General features: G+C 71.5%; 9 protein-coding genes and 1 pseudogene. 7 read left to right on the plus strand and 3 right to left on the minus strand.

Translation table 11 applies throughout. The annotated features are described in order from the left end of the window. Positions 1 to 62 precede the first annotated feature (62 nt). Positions 63 to 1,235, minus strand: a complete 1,173-nt coding sequence (locus OG485_RS36060; protein WP_328672731.1) for a saccharopine dehydrogenase family protein — start codon at positions 1,233 to 1,235, stop codon at positions 63 to 65. 141 nt (positions 1,236 to 1,376) lie between these two features. Between OG485_RS36060 and OG485_RS36065 the strand changes: the two genes are divergently transcribed. From OG485_RS36065 to OG485_RS36090, 6 genes and pseudogenes are all read left to right on the plus strand, one after another. Continuing rightward, entirely contained in the window at positions 1,377 to 1,757 is a 381-nt protein-coding gene (locus tag OG485_RS36065; RefSeq protein WP_328672732.1) for an MmcQ/YjbR family DNA-binding protein, read from the plus strand. A gap of 184 nt (positions 1,758 to 1,941) precedes the next feature. Then, the gene (locus OG485_RS36070; RefSeq protein ID WP_328672733.1) at positions 1,942 to 3,078 is read left to right on the plus strand and encodes a CaiB/BaiF CoA transferase family protein; all 1,137 of its coding nucleotides are present in this window, start codon (positions 1,942 to 1,944) and stop codon (positions 3,076 to 3,078) included. A gap of 118 nt (positions 3,079 to 3,196) precedes the next feature. Continuing rightward, positions 3,197 to 4,339: an acyl-CoA dehydrogenase family protein gene (locus OG485_RS36075; protein WP_328672734.1), complete on the plus strand. Its 1,143-nt coding sequence runs from the start codon at positions 3,197 to 3,199 to the stop codon at positions 4,337 to 4,339. Positions 4,340 to 4,359: 20 nt separating this feature from the next. Beyond that, positions 4,360 to 5,574: an acetyl-CoA C-acetyltransferase gene (locus tag OG485_RS36080; RefSeq protein WP_328672735.1), complete on the plus strand. Its 1,215-nt coding sequence runs from the start codon at positions 4,360 to 4,362 to the stop codon at positions 5,572 to 5,574. A gap of 38 nt (positions 5,575 to 5,612) precedes the next feature. Further along, positions 5,613 to 7,805, plus strand: a complete 2,193-nt coding sequence (locus OG485_RS36085; protein ID WP_328672736.1) for a 3-hydroxyacyl-CoA dehydrogenase NAD-binding domain-containing protein — start codon at positions 5,613 to 5,615, stop codon at positions 7,803 to 7,805. Positions 7,806 to 8,069: 264 nt separating this feature from the next. Further along, positions 8,070 to 8,270, plus strand: a pseudogene (locus tag OG485_RS36090) (thiamine pyrophosphate-binding protein); the annotation flags it as partial. 242 nt (positions 8,271 to 8,512) lie between these two features. Here OG485_RS36090 and OG485_RS36095 read toward each other — a convergent pair. After that, positions 8,513 to 9,211 carry a MerR family transcriptional regulator gene (locus OG485_RS36095; RefSeq protein WP_328672737.1) on the minus strand — a complete coding sequence of 233 codons (699 nt, stop codon included), beginning with the start codon at positions 9,209 to 9,211 and terminating at the stop codon, positions 8,513 to 8,515. A 316-nt stretch (positions 9,212 to 9,527) separates the two neighbouring features. On the opposite strand from OG485_RS36095, the gene OG485_RS36100 reads away from it, so the two are divergent. Then, positions 9,528 to 10,472: an adenosine kinase gene (locus OG485_RS36100; RefSeq protein WP_328672738.1), complete on the plus strand. Its 945-nt coding sequence runs from the start codon at positions 9,528 to 9,530 to the stop codon at positions 10,470 to 10,472. A gap of 153 nt (positions 10,473 to 10,625) precedes the next feature. Here the strand turns inward: OG485_RS36100 and OG485_RS36105 are convergent, their stop codons facing one another. Continuing rightward, a complete protein-coding gene (locus tag OG485_RS36105) occupies positions 10,626 to 12,125 on the minus strand; it encodes a M1 family metallopeptidase (RefSeq protein WP_328672739.1) in 1,500 nt (499 codons plus the stop codon). Positions 12,126 to 12,148 lie beyond the last annotated feature (23 nt).

The raw sequence follows: 12,148 nt of genomic DNA on the forward strand, positions 1-12,148 counted from the left end.
CCCCGCTCGGCCCAGCCGACAAGGCGCCGCTCCTCGGCGCCACCTGGTCCAAACGACAGGCCCTAGCGCACCGCCGCCACCCGGAAGGTGATCCCCGCCGCGACGAGCCGTTCCAGCAGCGCGTCGCCCATCGCCACCACGGGCGTGACCTGACCGGACGTCTTCGGCAGCTCGTCGAGGGCCAGGGAAAGGGCGGACTCGGCGAGCATCTTCGCGGTCTCCCCGTAGCCGGGGTCGCCTCCCGACACCTCGGTGAACACTCGCCGGCCGCCGCCCTCGCCCACGAACCGCACCGAGAACCGGCTCCTGGCACGGCGTGCGGCGCTCGGCCCCTCGCCGGGCTTGAGCCGGCCGGACAGCCAGCGGCGCGCCGGCGGAAGCTGGGCGGCGGCGAAGAGCGCGCTCACCCCGGCGACTCCGCCGAGAGCGATGGGCAGCCGCTCGACGGCCGCGTAGTGGCGGTAGCGGAAGTCCGGCCCGTACCGCGCCAGGGCCCGCGCCGAGCGCTGCACCACCTGGGCGTCGATCGTGGGCAGCGGCAGGGCCCACGCCCCGACCTCCGGGGCGAACCGCGGCGCTCCCAGCGGGGCCTCGACCCGCCGGCCCATCAGGCGCGGTTCGTGATACCTGCGCTCCCGCGCCGCGGCGAGCATGTGCCGGCCGCGAGCGAACTGGTTGAGTGCCGAGGCGAACGTGCCGCCCGAGAACATCGCCTGGGTGCGGACGAATCCCTCCACCCTCAGCGGCACGTCCTCCGGGAGCTGCCGCACGGTGAACCAGGCGCCCAGGTCGTGCGGGATCGAGTCGAAACCGCAGGCGTGCACGAGCCGCGCGCCCGTCTCCCGCGCGCGTGCGTCGTGCCGCACGTACATCAGGTCCACGAACTCGGGCTCGCCGGTCAGGTCCAGGTAGTCGGTGCCGGCGTCCGCGCAGGCGGCCACCAGCTCCTCCCCGTAGGTGATGTACGGCCCCACGGTCGAGGCCACCACGCGCGCCTGCCGGGCGAGTCCGCCCACCGAGTCCGGGTCGGTCACATCCGCCCGCAGCACACCGGGCGCGCCGCCGAGCCGCTCCCGCAGCCGTTCCAGTTTCTCGGCACTGCGTCCGGCGATCGCCCACCGCAGTCCCTCGGGCGCGTGAGCGGCCAGATATTCCGCGGTGAGCTCCCCGACGAACCCCGTGGCTCCGAAGAGCACGATGTCGTACGCGCGGTCCGGCTCGTTCACCCTGCTCATGACACCCTCCACCCCTGTGGGCTGCGCTCGAACGTGCGGTCCGCGCCACGTCGTGCGCGAAGCGCCGTTGTCGGTGGCTGAGGCTAGCGTGAGGTACGAACAGTCGGACGACGAGGTCGCACGAACAGGCCGGAGGCAGCCGTGGCCGTGTCGAAAAACGCGCTGAAAAAGTGGCAGAAGGTGCGTGGGTTCGCGCTCGGTCTGCCCGGTGCGTCGGAGGAGTTCCCCTGGGGCGAGACGGTCGCGAAGGTCAACAAGAAGGTCTTCGTCTTCCTCGGTCTCGACGACGGCAGTTACCCGCTCGGCGTCACGGTCAAGCTCAAGGACGAGGCGGCGCACGCCCACGCGCTCACCTCGCCGGGTGCGCAGCCCGCCGGATACGGCCTGGGCAAGGCCGGCTGGGTGCGCGTGCCCCTGGAGGAGCAGGGAGCCCCGGCGGCGGAGCTGCTGTGCGACTGGGTCGAGGAGAGCTATCGCGTCATAGCACCCAAAAGGCTGATCGCGGGGCTGGACCGGCGCTGATCGCGATGCCCGGGGCGACGGGGACACCGGTCCCGGTCCCGGTCGCTGTGCCGGTTCCGAAGCCGGAGTCGCTCCCGATCCCGGAATTTAACTAAGCGCTTGCTCGCTCAGGGCTTGCCCGGAGTGGAACACGTTCTTAACATCACTGATGTCACATCAGTGGTGTCACAGTGCTGGGGGCTTGATGACAGCGTCAGGAACGCCGGGGCACGGTCCCCTCGCCGGGGTGCGCGTGGTCGAGCTGGCGGGCATCGGTCCCGGCCCGTTCGCCGCCATGCTGCTGGCCGACCTCGGAGCGGACGTCGTCCGGGTGGACCGGCCCGGCGGCCCCGGGCTCGGGGTCGACCCGGCCCACGACATCACCAACCGCAACAAACGGTCCGTGATCATCGACCTCAAGGCCGAGGACGGCGCGTCCCGCGTCCTCGACCTGGCCGAACGGGCCGACATCCTGATCGAGGGCTACCGCCCGGGCGTGGCCGAGCGGCTCGGCGTGGGCCCCGAGGACTGCCGTGTCCGCAACCCGGGGCTCGTCTACGGCCGGATGACGGGATGGGGCCAGGAAGGCCCGCTCGCCCAGCGCGCCGGGCACGACATCGCCTACATCGCGCTCACCGGCACCCTCGGGATGATCGGTGACCCGGACAGGCCGCCGGCGGTCCCCGCGAACCTCCTCGGCGACTACGCGGGCGGCTCGCTCTACCTCGTCGTCGGCCTCCTCGCCGCCCTGCACCACGCGCGGGCGACCGGCACCGGCCAGATCGTGGACGCCGCCATCGTCGACGGCACCGCGCACCTCTCGACGATGATCCACGGCATGATCGCCGCGGGCGGCTGGCAGGACCGGCGCGCCGCCAACCTCCTCGACGGCGGCTGCCCCTACTACGGCACCTACGAGACCGCCGACGGCCGCCACATGGCCGTCGGCCCCCTGGAGCAGCGGTTCTACGACCAGTTCGTCGACCTGCTCGGCATCCCCGAACTCGGACCCGCCCACAAGGACCCGGCGCGCTGGGAGGAACTGCGCACGGCGGTCGCCGACCGCTTCAGGACCCGTACGAGAGACGAGTGGACCGCCGTCTTCGAGGGCACCGACGCGTGTGTGGCACCGGTCCTGTCCCTGCGCGAGGCGCCCGGACATCCGCATCTCGCCGCCCGGGGCACGTTCGTGGACCACGAAGGCATCACCCAGCCCGCCCCTGCCCCGCGCTTCTCGGCCACCCCCACCTCGGTCCGGGGCGGACCGGCCCTGCCGGGCGCGGGCACGGCGGACGTGGCCCGTGACTGGGACGTACCCCGGCTGACGAAGGACGGCGGCTGATGGGATCGCGCCGGCCGCCGGCTCCCGGCCGGGGCCCTGCGCCCGCACGCGCCTGCGCGAACCCCGGCACCGGCCTCCACGAAGGTTTCCGTACGCACTCCAGGAAGGTGCTTCCCGCATGAAGCGGCAGATCTTCACCGCCGAGCACGACGCGTTCCGCGAGACCGTGCGCACCTTCCTCGCCAAGGAGGTGCTGCCCCACTACGAGCAGTGGGAGAAGGACGGCATCGTCTCGCGCGAGGCCTGGCGGGCGGCCGGGAAACAGGGACTGCTCGGACTCGCCGTGCCCGAGGAGTACGGAGGCGGCGGGAACACCGACTTCCGCTACAGCGCCGTGCTCGCCGAGGAGTTCACGCGCGCGGGAGCGGCCGGACTCGCGCTCGGACTGCACAACGACATCATCGGTCCGTATCTCACGGACCTCGCCACCGAGGAGCAGAAGCGGCGCTGGCTGCCCGGCTTCTGCGACGGCTCGATCGTCACGGCGATCGCGATGACCGAGCCCGGCGCCGGCTCCGACCTCCAGGGCGTCACCACCCGCGCCGAGGACAAGGGCGACCACTTCCTGCTCAACGGCTCCAAGACCTTCATTTCCAACGGCATCCTCGCCGACCTGGTGATCGTGGTCGCGAAGACCACCCCCGAGGGCGGTGCGCGCGGGCTGTCGCTGCTCGTCGTCGAGCGGGGCATGGAAGGCTTCGAACGCGGCCGCAACCTCGACAAGATCGGCCAGAAGTCGCAGGACACCGCCGAGTTGTTCTTCAACGACGTGCGCGTGCCCAAGGAGAACCTCCTCGGCGAGCTGAACGGCGCGTTCGTCCACCTGATGACGAACCTCGCGCAGGAGCGCATGGGCATCGCCGTCGCCGCCATCGCCGGGGCCGAACACCTGCTGGAGATCACCACCCAGTACGTGAAGGAACGTGAGGCGTTCGGGCGGCCGCTCGCGAAACTCCAGCACATCCGCTTCGAGATAGCCGAGATGGCCACCGAGTGCGCCGTCACCCGCACCTTCCTCGACCGCTGCATCGTCGACCACTCCGACGGCGAACTCGACGCGGTGCACGCCTCCATGGCGAAGTGGTGGGCCACCGAACTGCAGAAGCGGGTCGCCGACCGGTGCCTGCAACTGCACGGCGGCTACGGCTACATGACGGAGTACCGGGTCGCACGGGCCTTCACCGACGGACGCATCCAGACCATCTACGGCGGGACGACCGAGATCATGAAGGAGATCATCGGCCGCTCCCTGCTCGGCTAACCTCCCCGAAAGGCTTACCAGTGAGCACCGAAGCGTACGTGTACGACGCGATCCGCACCCCGCGCGGACGCGGCAAGCAGAACGGCTCCCTGCACGGAACCAAGCCCATCGACCTCGTCGTCGGGCTCATCCACGAGGTGCAGCGGCGCTTCCCGGGCCTCGACCCGGCCGCGATCGACGACATCGTGCTCGGTGTCGTGGGCCCGGTCGGCGACCAGGGCTCCGACATCGCCCGGATCGCGGCCATCGCCGCCGGACTGCCCGACACGGTGGCCGGCGTCCAGGAGAACCGCTTCTGTGCCTCGGGCCTCGAAGCGGTCAACATGGCCGCGATGAAGGTCCGTTCGGGCTGGGAGGACCTCGTCCTCGCGGGCGGCGTCGAGTCGATGTCGCGCGTGCCGATGGCCTCGGACGGCGGCGCGTGGTTCGCCGACCCGATGACCAACCTGGCCACCAACTTCGTGCCGCAGGGCATCGGCGCCGACCTCATCGCCACCATCGAGGGCTTCTCCCGCCGCGACGTCGACGAGTACGCGGCCCTCTCCCAGGAGCGTGCCGCCGCGGCCGTGAAGGACGGCCGCTTCGAGAAGTCCGTCGTCCCCGTCAAGGACCGCAGCGGTCTCACGGTCCTCGACCAGGACGAGTTCCTGCGCCCCGGCACCACCGCCGACTCGCTGGCGAAGCTGAAGCCGTCGTTCGCCGACATCGGTGAGCTGGGTGGCTTCGACGCGGTCGCGCTCCAGAAGTACCACTGGGTCGAGAAGATCGACCACGTCCACCACGCGGGCAACTCCTCCGGCATCGTGGACGGCGCCTCGCTGGTCGCCATCGGCTCCAGGGAGGTCGGTGAGCGCTACGGCCTGACCCCGCGCGCGCGGATCGTCTCCGCCGCCGTGTCCGGCTCCGAGCCGACCATCATGCTCACCGGCCCCGCTCCCGCCGCCCGCAAGGCGCTCGCCAAGGCCGGCTTGACCATCGACGACATCGACCTCGTCGAGATCAACGAGGCCTTCGCGGCCGTCGTCCTGCGCTTCGTGAAGGACATGGGCCTGTCGCTGGACAAGGTCAACGTCAACGGCGGCGCCATCGCGCTGGGCCACCCCCTCGGCGCCACCGGCGCGATGATCCTCGGCACCCTCGTCGACGAACTGGAGCGCCAGGACAAGCGCTACGGCCTCGCCACCCTGTGCGTGGGCGGCGGCATGGGCATCGCCACGATCGTCGAGCGCGTCTGACCTTCCCAACGGATCAAGGATCTACGGAGCATCCCCTGATGAGCACTGAGCCCACCACCATCCGCTGGGAACAGGACGAGACCGGTGTCGTCACCCTCGTCCTCGACGATCCCAACCAGTCCGCCAACACCATGAACGCGGCGTTCCGCGCCTCCCTCGCCGCGATCACCGACCGCCTGGAAGCCGAGAAGGACTCGATCCGGGGCGTCATCTTCACCTCCGCCAAGAAGACCTTCTTCGCGGGCGGCGACCTGCGCGACCTCATCCGCGTCACCCCCGAGACCGCCCAGGACCTCTTCGACGGCGGCCTCGCCATCAAGCGCGACCTGCGCCGCATCGAGACCCTGGGCAAGCCGGTCGTCGCCGCCATCAACGGCGCGGCCCTGGGCGGCGGCTTCGAGCTCGCCCTCGCCTGCCACCACCGGGTCGCCCTCGACACCTCCGGCACCAAGATCGGCTGCCCCGAGGTCACCCTCGGCCTGCTCCCCGGAGGCGGCGGAGTCGTCCGCACCGTACGGCTGCTGGGCATCGCCGACGCCCTGCTGAAGGTCCTCCTCCAGGGCACGCAGTACAACGCGACGCGCGCCCGGGACAACGGCCTCGTCCACGAGGTGGCCGCCACCCCCGAGGAACTCCTCGCCAAGGCCCGCGCCTTCATCGACGCCAACCCCGAGTCGCAGCAGCCCTGGGACAAGCCCGGCTACCGCATCCCCGGCGGCACCCCGGCCAACCCGAAGTTCGCGGCCAACCTGCCCGCCTTCCCCGCCAGCCTGCGCAAGCAGACCAACGGCGCGCCCTACCCGGCCCCGCGCAGCATCCTCGCGGCCGCCGTCGAGGGCTCCCAGGTCGACTTCGAGACGGCCCAGGTCATCGAGGCCCGCTACTTCGTCGAGCTGGCCGCGGGCCAGACCTCGAAGAACATGATCCAGGCGTTCTTCTTCGACCTCCAGGCCGTCAACTCCGGCGCCAACCGCCCCAAGGGCATCGAGCCGCGCCCGGTCCGCAGGGTCGCCGTCCTCGGCGCCGGGATGATGGGCGCGGGCATCGCCTACTCGTGCGCGCTCGCGGGCATGGACGTCGTCCTCAAGGACGTCTCGGCCGACGCGGCGGCCAAGGGCAAGGCGTACTCCGAGAAGCTCTGCGCCAAGGCGGTCTCCCGGGGGCGTACGACCCAGGAGAAGGCCGACGCGCTGCTCGCCCGCATCACGCCCACCGCCGACCCGAACGACCTCGCGGGCTGCGACGCCGTCATCGAGGCGGTCTTCGAGGACACCTCGCTCAAGCACAAGGTGTTCCAGGAGATCCAGAACATCGTCGAGCCCGACGCGCTGCTCTGCTCCAACACCTCCACCCTGCCGATCACCGCCCTCGCCGAAGGCGTCGAGAGGCAGGAGGACTTCATCGGGCTGCACTTCTTCTCGCCCGTCGACAAGATGCCGCTGGTGGAGATCATCAAGGGCGAGCACACCGGCGACGAGGCCCTGGCCCGCGCCTTCGACCTGGTCCGCCAGATCAGGAAGACCCCGATCGTCGTCAACGACTCCCGCGGCTTCTTCACCTCCCGCGTCATCGGGCACTTCATCAACGAGGGCGTGGCGATGGTCGGCGAGGGCATCGAGCCCGCCTCCGTCGAGCAGGCCGCCGCCCAGGCCGGCTACCCGGCCAAGGTCCTCTCCCTCATGGACGAACTGACCCTCACCCTGCCGCGCAAGATCCGCAAGGAGTCGAAGCAGGCCGTCGAGGAGGCGGGCGGCACCTGGGAGACCCACCCGGCCGAGGCCGTCATCGACCGCATGGTGGACGAGTTCGAGCGCCCCGGACGCAGTGGGGGAGCGGGCTTCTACGAGTACGGCGAGGACGGCGGGCGCGGTCTTCTCTGGCCCGGTCTGCGCGAGCACTTCACCAAGGCGGGGTACGAGATCCCGTTCGAGGACATGAAGGAGCGCATGCTCTTCTCCGAGGCGCTGGACACCGTCCGGCTCCTCGAGGAGGGCGTCCTGACGTCCGTCGCCGACGCCAACATCGGATCCATCCTCGGCATCGGCTTCCCCGGCTGGACCGGCGGTGTCCTGCAGTACATCAACGGCTACGAGGGCGGGACCGGTACCGGACCGGCAGCGTTCGTGGTCCGCGCCAGGGAGCTCGCCGAGCGCTACGGCGACCGTTTCCTCCCGCCGGCGCTGCTCGTCGAGAAGGCGGAGAAGGGCCAGCGTTTCACCGACGCGGCCTGATCCGTGCGGCCCGGGCCCCGGCCCGGGCCGCACCCCGGCACACGCGGGACCTGGGGACACACCGCACCACGGCCCGCGGCACATCCGGGCACACATCGCCCGGCACACGTCGCCTCCGGGCACCCGCCCCGAGGCGACGTGTCACCGAGTGGTACGAGGGACTTGCTCCACGGGGCGGGCACCGGACGCTGACCGGCGAACCGGTACCCGCCGACGCCGAGGAGCCCCCATGGGCCGCCGCCCCGCCCTCGCCTGCTGGACATCCTGCGCGGCGAGGGCGTGGACCATGTCTTCGGCAGCCCCGGCAGCCCCGGCAGCCCCGGCAGCCCCGGCACCACCGAACTGCCCTTCCTGGCCGCCCTCGCGGAGGCCGAGGACGCACCGGAGTACGTCCTCGGCGTCCACGAGGGCGCCGTCGTCTCCATGGCCGACGGCTACGCCCGCGCGGCCCGGCGGCCCGCCTTCGTCAGCCTGCACATCGCCGTACGGACGGCGGCTTCGAGCGTGTCCTCGTCCAGCAGGCCGTCCCGCGCACCCAGGAGCCGTGCTACCTCGTCCCGACCCTCCTGTACGTGGTCGACGAGGGCAGCGGCTTCCTCACCGGCCAGACCCTCGACGTGGCAGGCGGATCCGCCTAATTGTGAGCGCCGGTACCGTCGGGCGGGCCCGGCCGTGCCACGGCCCCCGGCGGGAGAGCCGGCCCCGGATCAGGACTCCTTGAGCCATTCCCGCAACTCGTCCTTCAGAGAGCGCTGGAACGCGGTCAGCAGTGCCTGCACCACCAGCGGCTGCATGTGTGCCGACAGCGACTTCACGGCCGCCACGGACTCCTGTTCGCCCACGGCGTTGCGCAGCAGGCCGGACAGCGCGTGGGCCGCCGCGCGCGAGTGCTCCAGCAGGACGGTCCGCGCGGCGAGGATCGTCTCGTCCGCGATCGGTACGTCCAGGAGCTCCAGGCCGAGCTTCAGCAGCCCGGGGTCCAGCCGGACCCGGTCCCCCGTCCCCTCGACGACGCCCATCGCGGCGAGCCGCTCCAGGTCCGGGTCACGAAGCGGCCGCCCGGCCCGCCGGTCCAGTTCCTCCCGGGTGACGTCCTCCATCGCGTCGGGCGCCCAGGAGGCCACCACGGCACGGTGGATGGCGAGTTCGTGCGCGCTCAGACCGGGCGGCAACCGCGTCAGATGCCGCTCGATCGCGGCCAGCGTCATGCCCTGGTGCTGCAACTCCTCGATGAGCGCGAGCCGGGCCAGATGCTCCCGGCTGTAGTGGCCCACCCGGCGGGGGCCGATGACGGGCGGCGGCAGCAGGCCCCTGGCGCTGTAGAAGCGGACCGTGCGGACCGTCACGCCCGCCCGCGCGGCCAGTTCGTCGACCGTGAGCGCCGGCTCCTCGGTGTCCGTCGTCATGGCAGGTCCTCGCCTCTCGCGTCGTGCGGCGCGCGCCCATGGTGACGGGTGACGGCGCGGTGCAACAGTATTGCTGTCCCACCAGTGTTGTGAAAGCTCCTGTCCAGGAGCGACGCGGGTACCGGCCCGCGGCGCGGTCCACGCGGTCCTCCGGTGACCGGCGCCGGGAGGTGGTCGGGTGGCGGGCGACGGAGGTCGGGCCCCGGCCCGGGGTGCGGCGAGGCTCGTGGAAGCGGGTTGCGGAAGTTTCTGCAATTTCTTGCGGTGATCGTCGGGGGCCTGGTTGACTCGCTGCTCGCGTCCGAGAGGGAGAGCCATGAGCCGCGAGACCGACGTCCTCGTCCTGGGCGGTGCGGGTGTGGACACCATCGTCCACGTCCCCGAACTGCCGTTGCCCTACGCCGACAGCTACATGATCCGTCCAGGCATCGAGACCCGCGCCGGGCAGACCGGCGACTTCGTCGCACTGGGCCTGCACGCCCTCGGCCTGCGCACGCACCACCTCGACCTGCTCGGCGACGACCCCGAGGGCGACCTCGTGCGAGCCCTGCACCGCGACCGGGGCATCGCGCTCACCGAGATCCCCCAGCCCGCGGGCACCAAGCGCGCGGTCAATCTCGTCGGCCCCGACGGGCGGCGGCTGTCCCTGTACGACGACAGCCGTTCGAGCGAGGTGGACCGGCTGCCCGAGAAGACGGTACGGGACCTGGCCGCGGCGAGCCGGCACGCCCATGTCTCCATCACCTACCCGTGCGCCTTCGCCCTGCCGGTCCTGAGGGAGGCCGGGGTGACCGTCTCGACCGACCTGCACAACTGGGACGGCGAGAACCCGTACCACGAGGCCTTCGCCTACGCGGCCGACATCGTGTTCGTCTCCACCACCGCCCTCGCCGACCCCGAGGCCACCATGCGGAAGATCGTGGAGCGGGGCCGGGCCGAGGCGGTCGTCGCCACCGCCGGCGCCGAGGGCGCGTACCTGCTGGCCGACGACGAGGTGACGCACATCCCCGCGATCCCGCCCCGCACACCGGTCGTCGACTCGAACGGCGCCGGGGACTCCTTCGCCGCGGGCTTCCTCTACGGCCGTCTGGCCGGAGAACCCCTCGGGCGCTGCGCCCTGTACGGCGCGCTGGCCGGCGCCTACGCCTGCACGGTGCCCGCGACCCGGGCCGACGCCATCAGCCGCGCGGAACTCCTCGACCAGGTCGCGGAGTTCGACCGCCGGGAGGCCGAACCGGAGGCCGAACCCGCGCGCCCCTGACGGACAGCCCGAGGCCCGGGCGACGGCCGGGCCGCCGATGATGTTCTCCAGCGCGGCCGCGGTCCTGGCCAGGCGCTGTGGGCGTGCCACAGGTCCGCGCCCCCGATTCGGCGGGGGGACGCGGACCCGTGCCGCAGCCTGTGGGAGCGTGCCTCAGCCCGAGTGGACCGTGTCCGTCGCGGCGATCTTCTTCCACGACTTCGGCGGGACGACGGCACCCTTCGCCGCGGCGGCCGGGGCCACGCCCGCGCTCCGCGCCGCGGGAGCCGCCGGCTTCGACGGCTGGAACAGCCAGGTGTCGAAGAGCGCCGCGAGCGAGGTACCGGACACCTGCTCGGCGTACTCCCGGAAGTCGGCGACCGACGCGTTCCCGTACGCGTGTTCCTTCGGCCACCCCTTCAGGATGGCGAAGAAGGCGTCGTCCCCGACCTCGTTGCGCAGCGCCTGCACCGCCAGCGCGCCCCGGTCGTAGACCGCGATGTCGAACTGGTTGTCGGCCCCCGGGTCGCCGGGAGCCACCGTCCAGAAGGCGTCGTCCGCCGGATGCGAGGCGTACACGTAGTCCGCGAGCTCCTGTGCCGTGCCCTCGCCCTCGTGCTCCGACCACAGCCACTGCGCGTAGCGCGCGAAGCCCTCGTTGATCCAGATGTCCTTCCAGCCCTTCAGCGACACGTCGTCGCCGTACCACTGGTGCGCCAACTCGTGCACGACCACGGAGGTGTTGGAGCCGTTCGCGAACTGCCGGGGGCTGTAGTACACCCGGGTCTGGGTCTCCAGCGCGTACCCGGTGGTGGTGTTGGGGACGTAGCCGCCGGCGCTGCTGAAGGGATACGGCCCGAAGTAGCCGCTCAGCCAGTCGACCAGTTCGCCCGTGCGCTCGACACTGGCGCGCGCGGCCCCGTCGTTGTCGCCGAGGTCCTTGCTGTAGGCGTTGACCACCGGGACGCCGCCCTCGGAGGTGCCGGTCGTGATGTCGAACTTCCCGACCGCGAGCGTGGTCAGATACGTGGCCTGCGGCTTGTTGGACCGCCAGTTGTAGCGGGTCCAGCCGAGCCGCGAACTCGTCGACTGGAGCGTGCCGTTGGAGATGGCCTGGGTGCCGTCCGGCACGGCCACCGACACGTCGTAGGTCGCCTTGTCGAGCGGGTGGTCGTTGCTCGGGTACCACCACCAGGCCGACTCGGGCTCGTCCGCCGCGACCGCCCCGTCCGGGGTGCGGTGCCAGGTCGAGAAGCCGTACGCGCTCTTCGTGGAGGGCACTCCGCTGTAGCGGACGACGACCGTGACGGATGTGCCCTTGGCGAGCGGCTTCGCCGGGGTGATCTGCAGCTCGTGCTCACCGGAGGCCGCGAACGACGCCTTCACGCCGTTGATCCGGACCTCGCTGACATCGAGCAGAAAGTCCAGATCGAACCGGGACAGGTCCTGCGTGGTGGTCGCCAGGAGGGTGGCCGTGCCCTCCAGTTCGTCCGTCCCCGGCTGGTAGGTGAGCCTCAGGTCGTAGTGCGAGACGTCGTATCCGCCGTTGCCGTAGGCCGGGTAGTAGGCGTCGCCGATGCCCGGCGTTCCCGGTGTGTAACTTGCCGCCGATGCCGGGATCGCCAGCAGCAGGGAGGCGGCGAGGGCGCCCGGGGCGATGAGTCTGCGGTGCACGTCAAGCTCCAAGTCGTGGGGGC

It is taken from the genome of Streptomyces sp. NBC_00328, assembly GCF_036139655.1.
GTDB lineage: Bacteria > Actinomycetota > Actinomycetes > Streptomycetales > Streptomycetaceae > Streptomyces.

Coding starts and splice junctions, on each gene's coding strand:
- OG485_RS36085 (WP_328672736.1), top strand. CDS start 5,613: ATGAGCACTGAGCCCACCACCATCCGCTGGGAACAGGACGAGACCGGT.
- OG485_RS36070 (WP_328672733.1), top strand. CDS start 1,942: ATGACAGCGTCAGGAACGCCGGGGCACGGTCCCCTCGCCGGGGTGCGC.
- OG485_RS36060 (WP_328672731.1), bottom strand. CDS start 1,235: ATGAGCAGGGTGAACGAGCCGGACCGCGCGTACGACATCGTGCTCTTC.
- OG485_RS36100 (WP_328672738.1), top strand. CDS start 9,528: ATGAGCCGCGAGACCGACGTCCTCGTCCTGGGCGGTGCGGGTGTGGAC.
- OG485_RS36075 (WP_328672734.1), top strand. CDS start 3,197: ATGAAGCGGCAGATCTTCACCGCCGAGCACGACGCGTTCCGCGAGACC.
- OG485_RS36095 (WP_328672737.1), bottom strand. CDS start 9,211: ATGACGACGGACACCGAGGAGCCGGCGCTCACGGTCGACGAACTGGCC.